Source organism: Paenibacillus radicis (ex Xue et al. 2023) (genome assembly GCF_024722015.1).
In the GTDB taxonomy this organism is placed as follows: domain Bacteria; phylum Bacillota; class Bacilli; order Paenibacillales; family NBRC-103111; genus Paenibacillus_S.
Map to the genome: position 1 here is coordinate 71,192 of NZ_JANQBD010000017.1, position 19,456 is coordinate 90,647.

Sequence of the window (19,456 nt, forward strand, 5' to 3'; positions counted from 1 at the left end):
CTTACTACGAAAGCATAGGCTGAACTTTCCGAAGGAAAGTTCACTTCATAAGCGTTACTTAAGTTTCACTTGAACGAAACTTGCAACGTATGTACAGGCTTTATTTAATGGATTGATTTATGATCTCCAACAATTATTCCGGTCTCACCAGGAATAACGGCTGGCCATATTCTACTAATTGTCCATTTTCCACAAGCACTTCGACAATTTCACCTTTAATTTCAGCTTCGATCTCATTCATAAGCTTCATTGCTTCAATAATACAAACGACGGACTTCTCTTTCACCTGGCTGCCTTTGGACACAAACTCCGGAGCGCCTGGCGAAGGTGATTCATAGTATGTACCTACCATTGGCGAGACGATTCTATGTAGGTTGGCTTCCATTGCTGCCGCCTTATCGGCAGCTGCTGCTGCATGACTGGCTTCTGCAGTTTGAGGAGCTTGTCCGCCAACGAAGGAAGCAGGCTGCTGCTGGGATACAATCGGTTGAAACGATTGCTGGTACGGCGCTGCGCTTACTACAACCTGTTCGGTTTTATTGGGTTTACGAATCATAAGGCGAGAGCCTTCGCTTTCAATTTCTAACTCTTGCAAAGAGGTTTGATCCACTAGTTTGATTAGTTCTTTAATTTCGCTTAGTTTAAACACAAGATTCACTCCTTCAACAATAGGTGAAACAATAACGTTGTTATTATAACACATAGAAAAGAAATGGAAAGAGTCCAGTTTGTCCGGACTCTTTTTTTCTGTTGCCTATATTGAATTATACAGCTTAAGGAACATATTGAACGACAATTTTTTCAGCGCCGACATTCATTTCGTTCATTACCTTTTCTATGATGCTAACCGCCTGGCTTTTCTCCAGCTTATTGCTTTGAACGGTTATCTTCCACTTGCTGGATTCTTCAGTAATGACCGCTTGCGGGAATTCCTTCATCAACGTTTCTTCGAGGCTGGTCACCTTCGCTTCATTATCCTGAATCTTTCTAAGCTCGGCTTCAGCATTAGCTGCCGCTTCGGCTGTTTGCTTAGGGTCGGAGATAATCGTTAACCACTTTTCCGTTTGCTTAGCCAAATCTTCATTTCGCTTAAGGCCAATGCTAGTGAAATAGTCTGTCCCTGATTTGGCCTGAGTCATTACTTGCTGCAATACTTTGGCGTCAGCTGCGCTTACTTGAGTATCGGTTTTGGCCGTCGGCTGTGCAGCTTTTGTATCTGCTGCAGCAGCGGTTTTGCCCCCTGTCTGAGAGGCATTAGATTGGGTATCTTTATTGGTCTCTGTTTTAATGCTGCTCTCTTTTTGTTCAGGCTTAACCGGGGTCGCAGTCGGCTGTTTGGCTTCTGGAGTTGTGGCAGCACTTGCTTTCTTATCCGTTTGAGCGCCAGATGGAGTTGGATTGACATTCAGATCATTGGTGTTCACAACAATTTCTTTAGCGCTGGGGCTCGTTGTACTTACAGTACCGGTTGACTTGGTCGTTTGGTTGGAACCAAATTGCAAGTTATTGACGTCCTCGGTAAAAAGATAGTAAGCGGAGAGCACAACCATTAAACTCAACATAGAAACCAGCCAGATTGTTTGCCTTTTCGAATTCATATTCAAATTCCTCCTTAGAGTTTTCATAGAAAACTTGCTTCGTCAACCATTCATGCTTTTTTTGTAAAATGTCTTTCAAAATTTTGTGATTGGGATTTTATCGATCCCTACTGCTTTCTAGGAAGAATGGAGATGCGATTAGCCGGCACATCCAAACCGCGCTCCACAGCCTCAGTAATCATTTTTTTCACAGTCAAATTTTCAGCGCCTTTCGCTACAACCAAAACCCCCCTGATTTTCGGTTTAATGGTCTTTACAACCAACGGCTGCTTACCTCCTGACACTTCGTACAAAACCACTTCCCCGCTCCTGGAAACATCGGTAATATGGCGGGTTGCTCCGTGTTGGTCCTTCTCATTGGTTACTTGCTGTGAATCCTTCGAATTACGTTCCACCATGATCTCCTCAGTGGACTCAATAGTAACCAGCACTTCCACTTCGCCTACACCAACAATCTTGGTTAAAATCTCCTTTAACTGCAGCTGGTAAGCCTCCTCATATTCCCGGAACGTATTCCGCTCTTTGCTTACCGAGCTGCCGAAAGCCGGCTTATCAGCAGCAGGAGGGGACGCCCTCCCTACACCAATGGGATCAACATCCTTCACTGTTACGTAGGAGTTGAGAATCATAAACGCAGCTCCCACCAAGCCTAGCAGCAACAGCCAGCGAAACGTTGCAATTCGCTTCGTTCCACCCGGTCCGCCGCTAAACCATTGCTCCAACCATTTCATCATAGCCCCCATCAGGTCACCTCCCCGGCATAAGCTTTATTGGTTCAGTAATCGGCCTTGCCGCTTGAAGCTGCAATTTCAACCGTAATACGCTCCAATGGAACCTGCCAGTCTTTGTTCAGAAGCATTTTGATTTGTGTTTGCTCTTGAGTATTTACCGTGCTTGTGGTCTTGCCTGCAATTCCGTTAGCACTCTCGTCAACCTTGTCCTTATTGCCTCCAAAAACAGCCTCTGATTTAGGTTCAATCGTAATGTCAATTTTCTTAACCGGTTCTACAGTTATTGGTTTGACAGGAGCGGCGGTCGTTTGTTTGACCCCCGTTGACTTGGAAGGCACACTCGCTTGCACGTATACTTTGCTGATCTGCATCTGACCGCTCATATCTTTCGCAATCTCAACATTCAGGTTCGTTACCATCATGCCAGTGGTTTGCTCGATATTTCTTTTCATCAATTCACTGACCTGCTGCTGCGCCAAGCTTTGGGATTGTTGCTCCTGCCTCGTTTTAAGCAGCGCAGCCTGCCGCTCAATGCTGTCCAGCGTCTGCATGTCAGCCGCTCCCCCTTGCTTTGGACTGAATGCCGAAAGCACGCTTTTGTCATTTGAACCTTTAAACATGGCTTCAGCATCCGCCAGCATGCTGTCTATGGAAGCATTCTTTTGAAATAATGACAGCAGGGGCTGCAGAAGAGTCAGCAGAATAAAAAGGCTCATAACCGTTTTTACATAACGCTGCATGGTCTGATTCGGGAGAAGAATGTCCACAAACGTAGCCAGCAAAATAATCAGAATAATTGATTTGAGCCAACTGCCCAGCCAATCCAATTGCAAACCGCTCCTTTCCGTAAATCTGCAGCCTACCGCATCATTACTGACAAATTTCCTGCCGTAATTAAGATCGTAAGAGCAAGAAAGAACATTAATCCGACTATGGCGAGAGCTGCAAATACATAAATCATGCTTTTACCGATTGTTTCCAAACAGGCGATCATCGGATTATCTCCAAGCGGCTGCATAATTGCGGCTGACAAATTGTATATCAAGGCTAACGCCATTATTTTCAAAGCTGGAAAAGCGCAAAGCATAATTATGATCACCACTCCGGCCAGTCCAACCGCATTTTTCACAAGTAAGGAAGCTCCGATAACGGTCTCTGAAGCATCCGAGAACATTCTCCCTACTACGGGAACAAAATTTCCCGCAATATACTTGGCCGTCCTTATCGTAACTCCATCAACTACCGCGCTTCCTACACCACGAACCGATATAACCCCCAGAAACACGGTGACGAACACACCCAGGCAGGCTACGCTAACCGTTCGAAGAAGATTGGCAAGCTGCGTTACCTTGTATTTATCCGACAAGGAGCTGACTATATGGAGCACGGCCGAGAAAAACAACAGCGGAAATACTACGAGATAAATGGCGGTTCCTACTGCATGAATCATGAACACGATCAATGGGTGAAGCACAGAAACCGAGACGATATTCCCCATCGATGCCAGCAAGGTCAGCAGCAGCGGAATGACAGCAACCATGAAGTGTATCATGTCCGATATAGCGCCATTGGCATATCCGATCGCTACGCTGAAACTATTGATGGCCATTATCATCAGCACCATAAAAGCAATTGCATAAGCAACCTTGCTCACTGTATTTTTCTCGAAGGAGCTTTGAAGCGTCTCCAGCAGCATGCTGAAAATGGTTAAAATAACTATCGAAGCAAGAAGCTTGCCGTTATATAAGAGCTCATGAAAAAAATAAAGAAATATGCCCGAAAAAATGGAACTCATTTTAAAATCCTTGGCTCCTGCAAGCAGCTCGGCGAATGTCGGGGTTTTGCTATCCGGAAAATATCCCCCATACTTCTTCATCAATTGATTCCAATACTGCTCCACCTGATCCGTCTGCAGCCTGTCAGCTTGCTCCTGAATAATTTGCTCTACAGGTGTAGCAGCGTAAGCTTGCACAGTTGGACCATAACCTGCTATGAATCCAGGAGCACCGAAGGTGAAGCAGTAGACCGTAAATAATAATAGCAACAGCGTTTGCTTGAGGTAGCCTTTAGCTTGCCAAGCACGCTCGTTCATAGAACCGGAGGGATGGAACTTTGTTAACGGGTTCAGCAGCTTGAGCGGGGTCCAATGCTTCATCTCCTGGTATCCTCCGTCTTTTTCTTCTAAAGGTTTATGCCGGCAAAAGCTTGACTACCGTTTCGATAATGACGGATACGATAGGGATGGCCATAACCATAATTAAAATTTTGCCGGAAAGCTCGATTTTGGAAGCAATGGACTCTTGTCCCGCATCCCTTACAATTTGAGCGCCGAACTCTGCAATGTAGGCTATGCCGATAATTTTAAGTATCGTTTTCAGAAAAATCATATTGATGTTGGCTTTAAGCGCCAGATCCTCGAGCACTTGAATGACAGACGAGATTTTGCCGATCAGAAATAAAAATATGGTGATACCCGTAAAGGCAGTGAGCAGGAAGGCAAACATTGGCTTCTGCTCTTTGATGATCAGGACCAGCACGGTGGCAAGAAGGCCCAAGCCTACGATTTGTATAATCTCCAAGACGGTTCACCTCTCCTGTAATTCGGAGAATAATCTACTGGAACAAGAAAATGGTTTTGATCTCTTTGAATAAGTTATCAAGCAATCTTACGACCATGAACAAAACGACAACAAATCCGATTACCGTAACCCAATGTGCCATGTCCTCTTTGCCCATTTGCTTCAGGACGGTATGGATCATCGCGATAATAATGCCAATTCCGGCAATTTGGAATATCGCGTTCACATCTACATTCATTCGTGGCACCTCACCTCCAGCCTCAAAGCACTTTACTGCCCAAGTTAATTCAATACATCAGGATGACTATAAGCGCGCCCATCAGGAGCCCCAGAGTCCTCCACATGCTTTCGTACCGTTTGCGCTCCTCCTGAGCGGTTTCCAACTCACTTTGCAGCTGCTGCACCGTCAATCGAAGATGCTTCACTTGATCTGCTCCATCCGACAAACCTAGAGTAAAGCCCAGTTGGCGAAATATATCCTGTTCACCCGGCTTCATCGAGGTATGCCTCCAATCTGACGAAACCGTCTGCTGCCAAATCGACTGAACCGAACGCCCTCCTGCTCTCGTTAATTCTTCGGCTACATGCCGGAAGATCAGATGAATGGGTGGAGGGCAAGTTTTTGCCACTTGCAGCAGTGCATCGGGCAGTGGCGTCGACCCGTAAATAATTTCGGTTTCCAGCCTTTGGAGAGCCCGTATAAGATCACCAATCTGCTTCGGCCGCCGCGCATACTGCTGAGCTTGATAAAAACCAAACAAGGTAGCGGCAAGCAGGATCAGCATTGCACCCAGCAGCTTCAACATAAGGGTTCCTGCTTCTTGGACAGAAGCTGCCCTTGCAGCAAAGTGTGATTCCCTGTCCAGTCGATGGCTACCGGTGGGGGTGGGCTGCCTCTCTCTTCCTTCCATGAGGCTTGGACGGATCCAGCGGGTGTTAAAAGCTCGGATTTCAGGAGCACCGGACATCCATGAGCATCATAAACGCCTAGCAAGGTTCCAACACCATTCCGATTGCCCAGTACTACAATCCGGCTAAAGACACCTTCGGCAAGCATCTCATGCAAGACCGGACGTTTTATTACATCCGTGTAATCCATGCCATGTGCTGTAGCGATTACTCTAATGCCTGCATGAACCGCTTCGTGTATAGCGGCTGCATCTTCACTTCGGCCAATCTCATCGACAATAAGCACCTCAGGGGACATAGAGCGTATCAGCATCATCATCCCTTCCGCTTTGGGGCAAGCATCAAGCACATCCGTACGTGGACCCAGTTCAAAACGAGGAACACCTTTGACGCAGGCCGCAATTTCTGAACGCTCATCTACGATGCCCACTTTGTACCCCCTGTGCATGAAGCTCCCCTCCCTGATTGCCGGACCGTTGCTTACGATTCGTGCTAAATCCCGTATTAGCGTTGTCTTGCCCTGCTGAGGTGGCGAGACGACCAAGGTGTGATGAATCGCTCTATGTTCCTGCTGTTGATCCAACAAATAAGGAAGAACCTTTACCGCCGCACCTCTATGTTCTTTTGCAATGCGGATATTGAAACCGGTAATATCCTTCAGATGCTTTACCTTTCCATGCTCAAGCACTGTCCTCCCCGCTAGTCCCACCCTGTGGCCTCCGGTTACGGTAATATAACCTCTGCGAAGCTCCTCCTCGAAGGTGTACAGAGAGTGCATGGTCAGCATTTCCAAAAGCGCTGCACAGTCTTCTCGAGTCGGCAGGTAGGCCGCAGCCGGATCCTCACACAGTCCGGATTGTCGGGATACAAATCCGTAGCTGCGCCCCCAGGCGATTTCTAACGGTCTCAGCTCCCGAACCCTGATCTCTTGTAATTCCTGCATAACATGCTTTGGTAGAGTTGCTAGTCTTTGTCGCAAAGGGACAGAAAAAAGCTGGAGTAGCGATTGCATCGTTGTCATCCCTCCAAGCTCTTCATCATTAATACTTGTACTTTTAATATTCATATGTATGCTTGGACTAATTAAATATGACCATTTACTTTTTCAAAATACCAATGAAGATACAGCTCACTCCAGCCAGCACCCAGAGCATTTTGCCATAAGACAGCTTATCTGCAAGTCCGGCCAGCCCAATGGTTGTAGTAGTCAGCAAAATGAGAGGCCCGACCATTGCGAGCCCTGTATTGACCATCAGCGCTTTATCAATTTGATTAAAACGAAGCATGAGCAGCGCCGCTATGATCTCAATGCTGCCGGACATGAACCGCAGTGACGCCATGCCCAGCACGATTTTGTTTAACATCGTTTTTTGTTCACCTCCTTTAATGCATTTGCTTTAACAAATCTTGCGCCACCTTCAAAGCGGGTGGAATCTATGCAAATCAACTCCTGACAAGCCTCTCTATCAATCTATGCAAACCCGGCTAAATTTAGGCATCATGGGCACACCACTAATTCCAGCTGCATATGATGACACTGAAACTTAAACAAACAGAAAACGCGAGGCGATCGATCATGGAGGCAACATCACATCTCAAGTGGCATCCGCTACTTAGAGATCCGTCAAGCAGACGAACGGACAAACCGAGAATGCTAGGTAAAACGATGGTTATTGATAAAGGCATGGGCCTGCATGCACTCGATGATTTTTTGCAAACTGCAGGTGCTTATGTGGATATGCTAAAAATGGGATTTGGCACTTCCTCCCTCTATAAGACGGAGCTGCTTAAGCAAAAAATCGAAATGGCCAAGGCGCAACAAATCCTGGTGTACCCTGGAGGTACTTTCTTGGAGGTAGCGATCCAACAAGGAAAAGTTGATGCCTTTTTTGACATGGTCAGCTACTTAGGCTTTAACGGATTAGAAATTTCGGACGGTACGATTCAGCTTGAGCGCGGCTTGCGAAGCGAGTTGATTCAGAGGGCTAAAGAAGAGGGCTTCAAGGTAATAACCGAATACGGTAAAAAATGCTGGGGTTCGTCTATTGAAATTGATGATTTAATTGAGACGGTTATTATCGATGCTGAATTGGGCGCCAGCCTCATTACGATTGAAGGACGAGAGTCGGGTAAAGGTGTCGGCATCTTCGATGAAAACGGAGCATGTAAAGACAATGAAATTGAGCAAGTACTTCAGCAGGTGCCAAGCAAGGATTTATTACTATGGGAAGCGCCGCACAAGGATCAACAGGTTCATTTGCTGAACATGTTAGGCTCTGATATCCATCTCGGCAATATAGCTCCTCACGACTTAATATCACTAGAAGCACTGCGTAGAGGACTAAGATCTGACACCTTGCATTTTGGAGTAGGAACGGCTGCTGTGGAAACGACTGCGATAATTGAGGATTTAAACAAGTAAATGGAGTTAATGCTTACGAAGTTCTGCGGAAAACCCAGCAAATGCTTACGAAGTTGGTTTTTCCTGCGGAAAATCCTTAGGAGGTTACACTTGTGGAAATACTGGTAATTCCCAGCGTCAATGAAGCGCGCATGGATGACTTGGCGAATAAAACCGTGATAGTTATCGATGTGCTGCGGGCAACGAGTACAATGTTAACCGCGTTAGCTCATGGATGCAGGGCGATCATTCCCGTGGAAACGGTATTGCAAGCTAAACAGCTGCAACAACCAGGCTATTTGCTCGGCGGGGAGCGGGCTTGCAAAAAAATTCCCGGGTTCGATTTCGGCAACTCTCCTTTTGAGTATATGGACGATAAAATAACTGGTAAACATCTTGTCATGACTACAACTAATGGAACCCGATCCATCCAAAAATCGCTCAAAGCGAGTACCATCATTGCCGCCTCGCTGTTGAATGGAAAAGCTTGCGCCAAGGAAGCAGCAGCGTTAAAGAAGGATATCGTAATTCTATGCTCCGGCACTCAGGACATTTACGCTTTTGAAGACGGGATTTGCGCAGGACAACTTATTGAAGAGCTTCAGACCGCCTTGCAGGCTGCTGGCTGTACAGAGCCTGAAATTAACGATTTAGGACTCAGCATGCTGTATGCATACCGACAAGTTCAAGGCAACATGACTCAAGCTTTGCTCAATTGCGCTAATGGTAAGAGGCTTAGCAAGCTAGGGTTTACTGACGACATTATATATTGCTCTCGTTTAAATCTAATTCAACTGGTGCCGATCATCCAAGATGGCCAACTGGTGGCCTCGCCAGTAAACCAATTCATCTGAAACAAGTTCTAAATCAATGCCCCCCTCATACACTTAGAGAGAAATCAATGAGACAAGGGGTCCTACAAATGTACGGAGACATATTACTCGTAGTCCTCATCATTATCGGGCTGATCGGACGCTCCCACATTATTACGACAGCAGCATGTGTTCTGCTTATTGTCAAGCTGATCAGCCTTGACAGGTTCCTTCCGACTATCGAGCGCAGAGGTCTTGAGCTGGGATTACTGTTTCTAACAATGGGAGTTTTGGTTCCGTTTGCCAGTGAAAGGATTTCTTACAAAGACGTGGTTAGTGTTTTTACCTCATGGCCCGGTATTTTGGCATTGCTCGGGGGAGCAATCGCTACTTACATGAACGGTAAAGGACTGGCTCTATTAAAAATAGACCCACAATTAATTGTGGGTCTGGTGATTGGATCGATCTTTGGCATCGTCTTTCTAAGGGGAATTCCCGTTGGGCCGCTGATGGCAGCGGGAATCACTGCTTTTTTATTAAAACTGTTTACATTCGTCTTCGACAAATTAAAGTAAATATTGACGGGCCTGCCAATGGACAAGCCGTGATAACTAACGTCTGTCGGAAGGTCCGCCGACAAATGCTTGCACATCGGTGTCCAAGCCATATGCTGTATGCAGCGCTTGAATAACCTCGTTCAGGCGGCTGTTATCAATAACGCAGGAAGTTTTGATTTCGGACGTGCTAACCATATTAATGCTTAAGCCCAGGTTGGAAATCGTTTCAAACATTTTGGCAGCAACGCCTGGTGTGCTCACCATTCCTGCTCCCACGATGGAAACCTTCACCAAATTCTCTTGAGAAGTAACCTCGCGGAAACCTACTTCAGAGCGGATGCCTTCGATGACTCCCAATGCATTGTCTTTATCGGTTAAAGCAACGGTAAAGGAGAAGTCAGCCAGTCCGTGAAGAACGCCGCTTTGTACAATAATATCCACATCAATTTGCGCTTGGGCCAAAGCCGTAAATACTTTTGCCAGCTGCCCCGGTTTTTCTTCTACTCCTAGAATACTGATTCTCGCTACATTCTTATCGCTTGCAATCCCGCGAACAACGATTCCTTGTTCCATCGCTGCTTCCTCCTTCACATTCGTACCTGCATTATGGTTGAAGCTGGATCTTACGACCAGCGGCACATTATAATTTTTCGCATATTCCACAGCTCTTGGATGCAGCACCGCTGCTCCCAAATTGGCAAGCTCCAGCATTTCATCATACGTGATCTCAGGAAGCTTGCGAGCGCATTTAACCACACGCGGGTCCGTTGAATAAATACCGTCTACATCGGTGAAAATTTCGCAGACATCCGCTTTTATTGCGGCTGCCAAAGCAACTGCCGTTGTATCCGAACCGCCCCGTCCCAAAGTCGTGATCTCGCCTTCTTCTGTCATACCCTGGAATCCTGCGACAATAACCACATTCCCTTGGCCTAATGCATCCAATACACGTTCAGGCTTTATATCTGTGATTCTTGCCTTTCCGTGTACGGCTTCAGTATACATACCTGCTTGCCAACCTGTATACGAAACGGCCGACTGCCCCAAACTATGTATGGCAATGGACAGCAAAGCAACAGATACCTGCTCGCCTGTGGATAACAGCATATCCATCTCTCTGGTCGGAGGCGTTTCCGTACTAATCTGCTTCGTCAAGTCGATCAAATCATCCGTCGTATCCCCCATCGCAGAGACAACAACAACGCATTGATGACCATTTTTTTGTGTCTCTACTACACGGTTAGCCACGCGCTTCATCCGTTCCGCATCACCAACGGAACTTCCGCCAAATTTCATTACTATAAGAGACAAAGCTGTTCACTCCCTACCGAAAAATACATAACAATGTATCATTATATCATAACTGCCTCTAAGGTTGAAGCAGAAAAATGTCTGTTATATTGAAAGAGGCTTCCAGCCTAACGAACCCGACTGGCCGGATTGCCCAGGCAGCTCCTCTCGGCTCAGCTTCCCTCTTCGTATGTACTCCATATAGGATGCAATCGTTCCGTCGTGGCTTACAATGTGTATCCTGGTCTTATCCAGCCTTTTACACCAAGCTATAAACTGATCCGCCCATTTTTCAAATAGAACGGTAGGGACGGTATTAATCCCTTGAAGCCACAAATAGGCAGGAATATCGCTTGGCAGCAAAAAATCGCTGAACAGCTCAATTAAACGCGGCGGCTCTAAAGTATTATCACAAGGCATTGTTGTAAAGTCATAGCGATTCGGAAACTGCCTCGGCCCGATAGCTGGATGTATAAAACGTGCTGCATTCGTTCCGGAGCACCACACTTGAGCTGTCTGGAGTGAATATCGAGTTGGACTGGCAATAACAGCGTCCTGCTCCGTTAAAGGCAGCGTAACTCTCAATGATGCAGCTTCCTCCTCACCTTGTTGAGTCAATTTGGGATCAGCTACATTGTAGCTGTCCGGTGTATGCACCATATGCTCTCCATGACCATGACGAACAAAAATAATTTCCATATGCCGCCACCCCTAATCTTGTTGTTACTTTATTTTATGCACATCAACCTCGTCTTACATCCTTATTTAATTAGTACCCTATTTTCTGGCACCTTTAACCAAACCAAGCCAAACCATCAATGAAAAACAACCTCGTCCTATCATCACACCGATTAAATTCAACAAAATATCATCGACGTCAAAGCTGCCTACTTTACCGATGAACTGCAAAGATTCAACCGCTGTTAGAACCAGCACAAAAAGACTCGCCAAGTGCAAGGGCTTCATATGACGAGGGAATAGCCATGGAATGAGGATTCCAAAAGGGATGAAGGCTCCGACGTTGCCAAATAAATTAATGACCCATATGCCAAAATTGTAATGATGATACTCTTGAATATAATTCGCGATCGTTTTGAAGGGAATAATGTTATACATCCGAACGGACCGATTAGAACGGGAAAAGCCAAAAAACAACAGGTAGATCATAAAAGTAGAGTATCCAATAAAAAGTAACCACGCAGCTGTCCGCAGCCGTTGATGAAATCGAGCTCTATCCAAGCCTACCGGCCCCTCCATATCAAATTTTGGCGCTTCAAGATAGAACTGCCCTGTTGCTCTGCTTCCACTCTTGAGCAAGCATACCGTAAACGGCATGGTCAATATAATGATCATAAAGCCATTCAGCCTGCCGGACAACCCCTTCGAGCTTAAATCCCAGCTTCTCAGGAATCGCTCTGCTTCTGACATTCAATTCCCCGGCTTTAATTTCTACACGATTTAGTTTCATCACTCCAAACAAATGATCAACCACTGCATGACAGCTTTTCGTCATCAGTCCCTTCCCCTCGTAACCTGATGCAAGCCAATAGCCAATGGAAGTTTTTCTATGAGTCCAATCAATGGAATGCAGCCCTATATTTCCTGCAAGCTCGCCGCGATAAAATAAAAAGCAATTAAATCCATTGTTTGCGGCAAGCTGTCTCACACAGGATTCAAGAAACATCTGGGTATAAGCAGCACTTCGCGTGCTATCCACCCATGGCAGCCACTCGCGCAGGTGAGCCCGGTTATTGTTCACCAGCTCATATAATTGCGCTGCATATTTAACCTCGCACAATCGGAGCTCGAGCTCTCCGTCTTCATAACTAATCATATGCTCGTCCTCCCCATCTCTGTAACGGTAATTTAATCCTAAAAAAAAGATTTACACCTTATGGGCAGCTGTTTGACAGCAAGCTTTTCAGGTATAAATCTTTTATTTGCACTATTTAAAAAATGACAATAACTACTCTTTGGCGCGGGAAATGTATTTGCCTTCACGCGAATCAATTAATAGTACATCACCTTCGTTAATAAATAGAGGAACCTGTACACTAAAGCCAGTTTCCAGCTTAGCGCTCTTCGTAGCTCCTTGTGCAGTATTACCTTTAATACCTGGCTCGGTCTCAGCTACTTTCAGCTCGATGCTGTTAGGAAGGTTAATTCCCAGAATCTCACCTTGATAGCTCATAATATGGATCATCATGTTTTCTTTCAGGAAATTTAGCTCCCACTCCAGTTGCTTAGCTGTTAAGCTAAATTGGTCGAAAGTTTCCGTATCCATGAACGTATGTTCAGTACCACTTGCATATAGATATTGCATTTCACGGTTTTCAATATGTGCACGACCTACGTTCTCACCAGCACGAAAAGTACGCTCAACTGTGTTTCCGTTACGCAGGTTTTTCAGCTTGGAGCGGACGAATGCAGCACCCTTGCCTGGTTTTACGTGTTGAAAGTCAATTACTGTGAACAAATCATGTTCTACTTGGATGGTCAAGCCTGTTTTAAATTCGTTAACTGAAATCACTGAAAAATACCTCCCTAAAAATGTGAGCAGACGGCATCCATTGCCATAGACAAAAGTTCAGACGCTGCTGAATAGTAATACTAATCAAGCACAATCAAGTCTTTACTTGAATGTGTTAATTTCTGGTTACCGGTTTCGGTAATAACGATATCGTCTTCGATGCGTACGCCGCCAAAGCCAGGCAAATAAATACCCGGTTCGACCGTTACCGTCATTCCTGGTGTCAAGACAACATCCCCTTGGGTGGATAGCCGCGGCGCTTCATGTATTTCCATGCCAAGCCCATGGCCCAGTCCGTGGCCAAAAAAATCTCCGTAACCATGACGTTTAATAACATCGCGGGCAATCGCATCCGCTTGTTGGCCCGTCATTCCCGGCTTGATTCTCTCCAATGCTGTCAGCTGAGCCTCCAGCACGATGCTGTATATTTCTTTGTGTTTGTCCGTCGGTTTCCCAAGAACGACAGTTCGTGTAATGTCCGAACAATAGCTTTTGTAGTAAGCTCCGTAATCCAATTTTACAAACTCATTCGTTTGCAGGATTCGGTCGCTTGCCTTACCGTGCGGCAGTGCAGAACGTTCGCCTGAGGCGACGATGGTTTCAAAGGAAGTCGAAGCAGCTCCGTTCTTCCTTACGAAAAACTCAATCTCAAGCGCAATATCCAGTTCCTTGGCTCCCGGCTTCAGAAAGGGCAAAATATGTGTAAAGGTTCGGTCAGCCAAATCAGCTGCTTCCTTCATAACATCAAGCTCGGCAGCATCCTTAACCAATCTCAGCTTCTCAACAAGCCCGCCTGTTGCAACCATTTCAATTCCTTGCAGCGATTCGGCAGTAGACAGGTAAGTACCATAGGTCATATCCAATTTCTCGAAACCAACCTTAGAGATACCAAGCTGAGCGAGCAGTGCACGAACCGTCTCCATCGCCTTGGGAGCATGCTCTACAACTTCATAGCTAACAGCCTGCGCTGGCGCTTGAGTCATGTAACGAAAATCCGTCAGCAGATAAGCTTTGGCTTCAGTTACGAGCACATATCCGGACGAGCCGGTAAATCCCGTCAAGTACTGACGGTTGACTCCATTGGTGATGAGCAGTGCTTGCAATCCTTGTTCTTGCATGACAACCCGGATACGATCCAATCGTGCTTGCTGCATTGTTATCCCTCCAATGACTTGAGGTGGTTTACCATAGCGCGAAGGCCCAATTCATAACCTTCCGCACCCAATCCTGCAATTTGTCCCAGTGCAACAGGAGCAATCACCGATACATGACGAAATGCTTCTCTTTTGTGAATATTGGAGATATGCACTTCAATTAACGGAAGCTGTACAGTACTGATAGCATCCCGCAGTGCATAGCTGTAGTGCGTGAAGGCACCCGGGTTCATAATAATACCATCCATAGTGCCGAAGGCCTCATGAATTTTATCGATCAAGGCCCCTTCGTGATTGGATTGAAAGCATTCCAGCTCAATTCCAAGCTCTGTCGCAAGCTTTCGAAGGTTGTCTTCAATGGCCTTTAACGAAATAGAACCGTAAATACCGGGCTCACGTACACCCAGCATGTTTAGATTAGGACCGTTTAACACTAAAATCCGCTTCAAACTCAGACCCTCCACATACCCTTAAAATACACGTACAAAATATTTTACCATAACTTTCTTCTATTTGAGAACTATTTTTTATGAAGATACGCCAGACCCTATTCCGGCTGTGGTTTGTTCGATCCTGAACTGAATGGTTCACGAACACTTTCATCGTTGAATTCAAAGGCTATGCTGTATCCAATAAATAATCCCCAAAGCATAAACAGACAAGCCTCTGTAAGTATAGTGTTCCAATCCAGAAACGCAATCCAGTTCATCATCCCTGTTATTGGGCCCACTAAAAGAAAGATGATCCCCCAGATCGCAAGCCCATACATAATTCCGACCCATGGCCCAACTGCTTTGGCTAGAAAAATGGTATACAGCAGCGTAGCCACAATAGAAAATAAAATAAAAACCGCCCAACCGAGCAAATAGCCCTTCCACGTCAGCAGAAAGCTGTTTTTGAAAAAAGGCTCCACCAAAAATCCCGGCGGCAAGCTGGTGAAATGAAAATAATGCTCTACCATTTTCACTGCTCCCCACAGCAGTCCGGCAAAAAAACCAATATACAGTGAAAAAGTCCATTTATTGGAGCGTTTATCGGTTCCCTTTTCTCCCTCTGCTGCCATAACGATCCTCCGTTTCTTTCAGTATGTTTGAATGGGTTTATGTTCTGAATAACGTTAGTATATACAATTTTTTGTACCCTAAACTTTACGTTGTCCTGAGGGCTGATATGTATTAGTTGCCATTCCAACCATCTGGCATCGGTGCCAAGTATAAAAACTTATACTTCTTGCTCAACTTAAATGCAGGGTCCTTCCTTATTTTCATACCCAGCGGTAGCTTTCTCTCTTTGAATCCGATACAATAAATAGTGAAGCCTACACATATATATCAAAAGAAGGTGTATTCGTTGTCGCAAAATGAGCAGCCATGTACGATTTACGGAGGTCAAGCCGTGATCGAAGGAGTAATGTTTGCAGGTCTAAAAACCCATGTCACGGCCGTACGCCGAAAGGATAATTCCATCGCCTATTTCGAAGTGCCAAAGAAGGAAATCGGCTGGGTGCAAGCTTTGAAGAAAATACCCTTCATTCGGGGAATTGTCGGCATAGTCGAGGCAAGCGCCAAGGGTGCGCAGCATTTGAACTTTTCTGCTGAAACATTTGCCGAGGAGCAAGGTGAGGAACAAGCGCCCAAAGAAGAGCAGAAGGAATCCTTTACAGGGAAAATTTCCATGATTCTGGGTGTCGCTGTAGTAGGGGTTTTATCCTTCCTGTTTGGGAAGTTTATATTTACGCTGGTCCCGCCTACTATCGAACAAGTTTTATTCGGTAATTTATTCGTCAATCAGATCGGACACAACTTGCTCGAAGGACTTATCAAAATCATTTTGCTCGTAGCCTATATATACTTTATCTCACTCACGCCGATGATTCGCAGACTGTTCCAATATCATGGAGCTGAGCATAAAGTTATAAGCGCATATGAAGCAGGAGTTGAGTTGACTGTAGCTAATGTACAGAAATTCAGCACACTTCACTATCGCTGCGGGAGCAGCTTTATCGTTTTCACGGTGTTAGTCGGAGTCATTATTTATTCCTTTTTCACCTACGATACCTTTGTTCAAAGAATTGTGCAGCGGATCATTCTTCTGCCTGTTGTTATAGGGGTTTCGTACGAGGTCTTACGTTTCACTAACCTGCTTCGCGACATACCAGTACTTCGTTACCTTGGTTATCCAGGTCTATGGCTGCAGCTATTGACCACCAAACAGCCTGATGATTCCCAAGTTGAAGTGTCCATCGCTTCTTTTAACCGGATGTTAGAGTTGGATAAACAAGCAAGAGTATAAGCTTAAAGCTGAAGTTTATGAAGAAAGTTTCGCTGCTCGCGAAACTCCAGGGAGGAAATCGTGATGAAGAAACGTTATCCTATTGCCGCCTATATTATACTTGGATTAGCCTTAATTGGATTGGCATCCAAAGCATTGTCTCTCATTATCCCGATCGCAGTGTTTGCTGTAATCTTTCTGCTGTATAAGTTCCCGCCAAGCACCTGGGGAAATATCGGAAAATCCAAGCAAGGCCCCAAAAATTACAGCCGCACCAAAGAGAAACGAAGCAGAAATGCTTCATTTCGCGTCATAGACGGCAATAAGGGAAGCTCGGATGAGCCTCCCAAATATCATTAAACGGCGATCTGATCGCCGTTTTTTTTGTTAATAATTAATCGGATTTCTTTTGCGAACCACATGCTGCATGTAGCTTGTTTTATAATCAGTCAGCTTCCACTTGTTGAAGAAATTTTCAGCTGCAAGATTGCCTGATTCATAGAGCGCCTGGCTTTTCTCCTTCGATATATCAAAATTCGTGTTACTGACCCCCAAAGTAGGAATTTTCACAGTCCTGAACCGGTTAACATCCTCAATGTAACGTTCATCATGAGCATCCATCATAGTAGAAAAGAGCGCCTTCAGCATGGATAAGGGTCCATAAATTTTATTGGGCATACCTGATCCGCGGCCTACCAATTGAAAACCAATAGTCGGAATCATTGAATCCAGAGCTGGAACCTCATCCCTATCAAACAGCCACAGTGGAAAATTGCTTAATAACCCGCCGTCCACGATATAAACAAATTGTTCGGCGAAGGTTTCCGTTGAAAGCCTTTTAGCCGCTGATTTGCGAATAATGACGGGGTCGAAAAAATATGGAATGCTTGTACTCATCCGTACGGCCTTGGAAATGGAAAATTGAACGGGGTCAATGCCATAATCCGCAATATCATCCGGAAGTACAAGCAGCTTGCGACCGGAAATATCCGAAGCTATAATTCGCAGCTGGTTTGGACGAAGATCACCGAATGTACGAATCCCTTTGGCCAATAACAATGTGTGTATCCAATGCTCCAATGTTTCTCCGGAGTATAAGCCTTTTTTCAAAAATAAACGCGCTAACGGTCCGATCAATTTTGTATCAAATATTTTAGAACGCTGCATAAAAGCGCTGAATGGAGTAGCTTCAATGACTGTTTTCAATTCATCCGATGTATAGCCCGCGGCTACTAAAGAGGCGACAATGGCCCCTGAAGACGTCCCTGCTACCTGGTTAAAAGTAAGGCCCTTACTCTCTGCAGCGTGTACAGCGCCTGCCAATGCGATCCCCTTAACCCCTCCGCCTTCAAACACGGCATTAATTTTCATATGTAATCCCATCCCCGCATTTATATAAGTCCGCAACAGACCGCTACTTATTGGAATATATGCAGGGCGGGTTTGACCCAATTACCGTATTTGTCAGAAACATGTAACTCATTGCTCACTGAATCAACCGTATTATTTAAGCTTATTCCATAAGTTCGTGCATGGAGTGGGACTGAGTGAGGGGTTTCGACCACTTTTGGTTCTCGTGTTGATTGGATAATCAGGCTTCCAGGCTTGCCGAAGCGGGAACCATCTTACACCAATATCCAAACTTGACTAATGTAAATAGTCTTGCTTCCAAATGGTTAGCGGGAAAACCTCCAATTAATATTGGTCCATATGGGTCAATCAGCACATATAGCAGGAAAACATCCTTCTAATTCCTTTCACATCAGCCTATTACCTCAATTAATGCTGAAATTAGATGGAGAATTTCCAGCTAAGCCTCTCATTTAGAAGATAAAGGAGGAATTAGCTCCAGAATTTCCAGTTAAACTTTAATTATGAGTTCAATATTGAACTTTCATCAGACGAAAATATTATTGCTGGGATCAATGCGCCTTGCTCTTGCTCTTGCTCTTGCTCTTGCTCTTGCTCTTGCTCTTGCTCTTGCTCTTGCTCTTGCTCTTGCTAAAAAGGGTAAGGCTCTCCCCCAAATAATAAATGCTTTAAAAAAAGCATCCGATCAAGATCGGATGCTTTCTAAGTTTCGTCCATTTCTTTTTTCAAATTCATAAGGTCTTGGAGTCTTATAGGGTCACGCTTAAAATATTCGACCAAAGTTTCAATGCATGTAATCGAATCCCAGCTCAGGTGATGCTCAATACCTTCCACATCTTTATAGATCGTATCTTCCGATACGCCAATAACAGTTAAAAATTCCTCCAATAGCTGATGCCGGACAACCAATCGTTTGCCCATCTTCTGTCCTTTAGAAGTCAATACCAGACCACGGTATTTTTCATACACCAAATAATTGTCCTTATCCAGTTTCTGAATCATTTTGGTAACAGAGGAAGGGTGTACTTCTAAACCTTCGGCGATATCGGATACACGTGCATACCCTTTCTCGTCTATTAATTTATAGATCCTCTCCAGATAGTCCTCCATACTCGGTGTAGCCATTTAGCTTTCCTCCCGTAATTCATAAAACCTGGTAACATATAATTCCCATGAGTGAACCGCAGCGGTTCTGATCAAACTAGGCTCATTATAAGCGCCTTTTACTATAACACAGCCTAATGGTTGACGCA

26 protein-coding genes are annotated in these 19,456 nt (G+C 45.2%); 6 read left to right on the forward strand and 20 right to left on the reverse strand.

The features are described 5' to 3' along the window. Positions 1 to 133 precede the first annotated feature (133 nt). The 10 genes from accB to NV381_RS22485 form a co-directional block, all read right to left on the reverse strand. Entirely contained in the window at positions 134 to 649 is a 516-nt protein-coding gene (gene accB / locus NV381_RS22440; protein ID WP_258215521.1) for an acetyl-CoA carboxylase biotin carboxyl carrier protein, read from the reverse strand. Positions 650 to 773: 124 nt separating this feature from the next. Further along, positions 774 to 1,598, reverse strand: a complete 825-nt coding sequence (locus NV381_RS22445) for a SpoIIIAH-like family protein (RefSeq protein ID WP_258215522.1) — start codon at positions 1,596 to 1,598, stop codon at positions 774 to 776. Positions 1,599 to 1,705: 107 nt separating this feature from the next. Next, positions 1,706 to 2,341, reverse strand: coding sequence for a stage III sporulation protein AG (gene spoIIIAG / locus NV381_RS22450; RefSeq protein ID WP_258215523.1), 636 nt, complete (start codon positions 2,339 to 2,341; stop codon positions 1,706 to 1,708). A gap of 32 nt (positions 2,342 to 2,373) precedes the next feature. Beyond that, complete coding sequence (spoIIIAF, locus tag NV381_RS22455) at positions 2,374 to 3,156, reverse strand: stage III sporulation protein AF (RefSeq protein ID WP_258215524.1); 783 nt, start codon at positions 3,154 to 3,156, stop codon at positions 2,374 to 2,376. A gap of 32 nt (positions 3,157 to 3,188) precedes the next feature. Beyond that, entirely contained in the window at positions 3,189 to 4,484 is a 1,296-nt protein-coding gene (spoIIIAE, locus tag NV381_RS22460; RefSeq protein WP_258215525.1) for a stage III sporulation protein AE, read from the reverse strand. Positions 4,485 to 4,518: 34 nt separating this feature from the next. Beyond that, positions 4,519 to 4,908 carry a stage III sporulation protein AD gene (gene spoIIIAD / locus NV381_RS22465; protein ID WP_258215526.1) on the reverse strand — a complete coding sequence of 130 codons (390 nt, stop codon included), beginning with the start codon at positions 4,906 to 4,908 and terminating at the stop codon, positions 4,519 to 4,521. Between the two features lie 34 nt (positions 4,909 to 4,942). Then, positions 4,943 to 5,146, reverse strand: a complete 204-nt coding sequence (gene spoIIIAC / locus NV381_RS22470) for a stage III sporulation protein AC (protein WP_171655920.1) — start codon at positions 5,144 to 5,146, stop codon at positions 4,943 to 4,945. A 49-nt stretch (positions 5,147 to 5,195) separates the two neighbouring features. Next, positions 5,196 to 5,714, reverse strand: coding sequence for a stage III sporulation protein SpoIIIAB (spoIIIAB, locus tag NV381_RS22475; protein WP_258215527.1), 519 nt, complete (start codon positions 5,712 to 5,714; stop codon positions 5,196 to 5,198). Continuing rightward, positions 5,708 to 6,829, reverse strand: coding sequence for a stage III sporulation protein AA (gene spoIIIAA / locus NV381_RS22480; RefSeq protein ID WP_258215528.1), 1,122 nt, complete (start codon positions 6,827 to 6,829; stop codon positions 5,708 to 5,710). The genes spoIIIAB and spoIIIAA overlap by 7 nt, the downstream gene beginning before the upstream one ends. A gap of 85 nt (positions 6,830 to 6,914) precedes the next feature. Next, positions 6,915 to 7,181, reverse strand: coding sequence for a YqhV family protein (locus NV381_RS22485; protein ID WP_258215529.1), 267 nt, complete (start codon positions 7,179 to 7,181; stop codon positions 6,915 to 6,917). A 212-nt stretch (positions 7,182 to 7,393) separates the two neighbouring features. Here NV381_RS22485 and NV381_RS22490 point away from each other — a divergent pair, with 212 nt between their 5' ends. From NV381_RS22490 to NV381_RS22500, 3 genes are all read left to right on the forward strand, one after another. Then, the gene (locus NV381_RS22490) at positions 7,394 to 8,239 is read left to right on the forward strand and encodes a phosphosulfolactate synthase (protein WP_258215530.1); all 846 of its coding nucleotides are present in this window, start codon (positions 7,394 to 7,396) and stop codon (positions 8,237 to 8,239) included. A gap of 92 nt (positions 8,240 to 8,331) precedes the next feature. Next, on the forward strand, positions 8,332 to 9,072 hold the full coding sequence (locus NV381_RS22495; RefSeq protein WP_258215531.1) for a 2-phosphosulfolactate phosphatase: 741 nt from the start codon (positions 8,332 to 8,334) through the stop codon (positions 9,070 to 9,072). Positions 9,073 to 9,140: 68 nt separating this feature from the next. Next, the gene (locus tag NV381_RS22500) at positions 9,141 to 9,605 is read left to right on the forward strand and encodes a DUF441 domain-containing protein (protein ID WP_258215532.1); all 465 of its coding nucleotides are present in this window, start codon (positions 9,141 to 9,143) and stop codon (positions 9,603 to 9,605) included. 36 nt (positions 9,606 to 9,641) lie between these two features. Here NV381_RS22500 and NV381_RS22505 read toward each other — a convergent pair whose 3' ends face one another. The 8 genes from NV381_RS22505 to NV381_RS22540 form a co-directional block, all read right to left on the reverse strand. Continuing rightward, positions 9,642 to 10,898, reverse strand: coding sequence for an aspartate kinase (locus tag NV381_RS22505; RefSeq protein ID WP_258215533.1), 1,257 nt, complete (start codon positions 10,896 to 10,898; stop codon positions 9,642 to 9,644). 84 nt (positions 10,899 to 10,982) lie between these two features. Then, the gene (locus NV381_RS22510; RefSeq protein ID WP_258215534.1) at positions 10,983 to 11,576 is read right to left on the reverse strand and encodes a histidine phosphatase family protein; all 594 of its coding nucleotides are present in this window, start codon (positions 11,574 to 11,576) and stop codon (positions 10,983 to 10,985) included. A gap of 78 nt (positions 11,577 to 11,654) precedes the next feature. Beyond that, positions 11,655 to 12,230 (reverse strand): VanZ family protein, encoded by a 576-nt coding sequence (locus NV381_RS22515; protein ID WP_258215535.1) that lies wholly within the window; start codon positions 12,228 to 12,230, stop codon positions 11,655 to 11,657. After that, positions 12,151 to 12,711 carry a GNAT family N-acetyltransferase gene (locus NV381_RS22520; protein WP_258215536.1) on the reverse strand — a complete coding sequence of 187 codons (561 nt, stop codon included), beginning with the start codon at positions 12,709 to 12,711 and terminating at the stop codon, positions 12,151 to 12,153. The genes NV381_RS22515 and NV381_RS22520 overlap by 80 nt, the downstream gene beginning before the upstream one ends. Positions 12,712 to 12,843: 132 nt before the next feature. Beyond that, positions 12,844 to 13,407, reverse strand: a complete 564-nt coding sequence (gene efp, locus NV381_RS22525) for an elongation factor P (protein WP_258215537.1) — start codon at positions 13,405 to 13,407, stop codon at positions 12,844 to 12,846. 80 nt (positions 13,408 to 13,487) lie between these two features. Further along, entirely contained in the window at positions 13,488 to 14,561 is a 1,074-nt protein-coding gene (locus tag NV381_RS22530; RefSeq protein ID WP_258215538.1) for a M24 family metallopeptidase, read from the reverse strand. 2 nt (positions 14,562 to 14,563) lie between these two features. Further along, positions 14,564 to 15,010 (reverse strand): type II 3-dehydroquinate dehydratase, encoded by a 447-nt coding sequence (gene aroQ / locus NV381_RS22535; protein WP_258215539.1) that lies wholly within the window; start codon positions 15,008 to 15,010, stop codon positions 14,564 to 14,566. A gap of 98 nt (positions 15,011 to 15,108) precedes the next feature. Continuing rightward, complete coding sequence (locus NV381_RS22540) at positions 15,109 to 15,624, reverse strand: YqhR family membrane protein (RefSeq protein WP_258215540.1); 516 nt, start codon at positions 15,622 to 15,624, stop codon at positions 15,109 to 15,111. Between the two features lie 347 nt (positions 15,625 to 15,971). On the opposite strand from NV381_RS22540, the gene NV381_RS22545 reads away from it, so the two are divergent. Both NV381_RS22545 and NV381_RS22550 read left to right on the forward strand, forming a co-directional pair. After that, positions 15,972 to 16,853, forward strand: a complete 882-nt coding sequence (locus NV381_RS22545; RefSeq protein ID WP_258215640.1) for a DUF1385 domain-containing protein — start codon at positions 15,972 to 15,974, stop codon at positions 16,851 to 16,853. A gap of 63 nt (positions 16,854 to 16,916) precedes the next feature. Continuing rightward, on the forward strand, positions 16,917 to 17,192 hold the full coding sequence (locus NV381_RS22550; protein ID WP_258215541.1) for a hypothetical protein: 276 nt from the start codon (positions 16,917 to 16,919) through the stop codon (positions 17,190 to 17,192). Positions 17,193 to 17,219: 27 nt separating this feature from the next. Here NV381_RS22550 and NV381_RS22555 read toward each other — a convergent pair whose 3' ends face one another. Then, on the reverse strand, positions 17,220 to 18,203 hold the full coding sequence (locus NV381_RS22555) for a patatin-like phospholipase family protein (RefSeq protein ID WP_258215542.1): 984 nt from the start codon (positions 18,201 to 18,203) through the stop codon (positions 17,220 to 17,222). A gap of 515 nt (positions 18,204 to 18,718) precedes the next feature. Here NV381_RS22555 and NV381_RS22560 point away from each other — a divergent pair. Further along, complete coding sequence (locus tag NV381_RS22560) at positions 18,719 to 18,940, forward strand: hypothetical protein (RefSeq protein ID WP_258215543.1); 222 nt, start codon at positions 18,719 to 18,721, stop codon at positions 18,938 to 18,940. Here NV381_RS22560 and mntR read toward each other — a convergent pair. Continuing rightward, on the reverse strand, positions 18,906 to 19,328 hold the full coding sequence (gene mntR / locus NV381_RS22565) for a transcriptional regulator MntR (protein WP_258215544.1): 423 nt from the start codon (positions 19,326 to 19,328) through the stop codon (positions 18,906 to 18,908). The two genes, NV381_RS22560 and mntR, sit on opposite strands and share 35 nt — an antisense overlap. Positions 19,329 to 19,456: the final 128 nt, after the last annotated feature.

What these genes read in the sequence shown, in the direction of transcription:
- NV381_RS22445 (WP_258215522.1), bottom strand. Translation starts at nt 1,598, where the DNA reads ATGAATTCGAAAAGGCAAACAATCTGGCTGGTTTCTATGTTGAGTTTA.
- spoIIIAG (WP_258215523.1), bottom strand. Translation starts at nt 2,341, where the DNA reads ATGGGGGCTATGATGAAATGGTTGGAGCAATGGTTTAGCGGCGGACCG.
- spoIIIAE (WP_258215525.1), bottom strand. Translation starts at nt 4,484, where the DNA reads ATGAAGCATTGGACCCCGCTCAAGCTGCTGAACCCGTTAACAAAGTTC.
- spoIIIAC (WP_171655920.1), bottom strand. Translation starts at nt 5,146, where the DNA reads ATGAATGTAGATGTGAACGCGATATTCCAAATTGCCGGAATTGGCATT.
- spoIIIAB (WP_258215527.1), bottom strand. Translation starts at nt 5,714, where the DNA reads ATGTTGAAGCTGCTGGGTGCAATGCTGATCCTGCTTGCCGCTACCTTG.
- spoIIIAA (WP_258215528.1), bottom strand. Translation starts at nt 6,829, where the DNA reads ATGCAATCGCTACTCCAGCTTTTTTCTGTCCCTTTGCGACAAAGACTA.
- NV381_RS22485 (WP_258215529.1), bottom strand. Translation starts at nt 7,181, where the DNA reads ATGTTAAACAAAATCGTGCTGGGCATGGCGTCACTGCGGTTCATGTCC.
- NV381_RS22490 (WP_258215530.1), top strand. Translation starts at nt 7,394, where the DNA reads ATGGAGGCAACATCACATCTCAAGTGGCATCCGCTACTTAGAGATCCG.
- NV381_RS22500 (WP_258215532.1), top strand. Translation starts at nt 9,141, where the DNA reads ATGTACGGAGACATATTACTCGTAGTCCTCATCATTATCGGGCTGATC.
- NV381_RS22510 (WP_258215534.1), bottom strand. Translation starts at nt 11,576, where the DNA reads ATGGAAATTATTTTTGTTCGTCATGGTCATGGAGAGCATATGGTGCAT.
- NV381_RS22515 (WP_258215535.1), bottom strand. Translation starts at nt 12,230, where the DNA reads ATGATCATTATATTGACCATGCCGTTTACGGTATGCTTGCTCAAGAGT.
- NV381_RS22520 (WP_258215536.1), bottom strand. Translation starts at nt 12,711, where the DNA reads ATGATTAGTTATGAAGACGGAGAGCTCGAGCTCCGATTGTGCGAGGTT.
- NV381_RS22530 (WP_258215538.1), bottom strand. Translation starts at nt 14,561, where the DNA reads ATGCAGCAAGCACGATTGGATCGTATCCGGGTTGTCATGCAAGAACAA.
- NV381_RS22540 (WP_258215540.1), bottom strand. Translation starts at nt 15,624, where the DNA reads ATGGCAGCAGAGGGAGAAAAGGGAACCGATAAACGCTCCAATAAATGG.
- NV381_RS22545 (WP_258215640.1), top strand. Translation starts at nt 15,972, where the DNA reads ATGTTTGCAGGTCTAAAAACCCATGTCACGGCCGTACGCCGAAAGGAT.
- NV381_RS22550 (WP_258215541.1), top strand. Translation starts at nt 16,917, where the DNA reads ATGAAGAAACGTTATCCTATTGCCGCCTATATTATACTTGGATTAGCC.
- NV381_RS22555 (WP_258215542.1), bottom strand. Translation starts at nt 18,203, where the DNA reads ATGAAAATTAATGCCGTGTTTGAAGGCGGAGGGGTTAAGGGGATCGCA.
- mntR (WP_258215544.1), bottom strand. Translation starts at nt 19,328, where the DNA reads ATGGCTACACCGAGTATGGAGGACTATCTGGAGAGGATCTATAAATTA.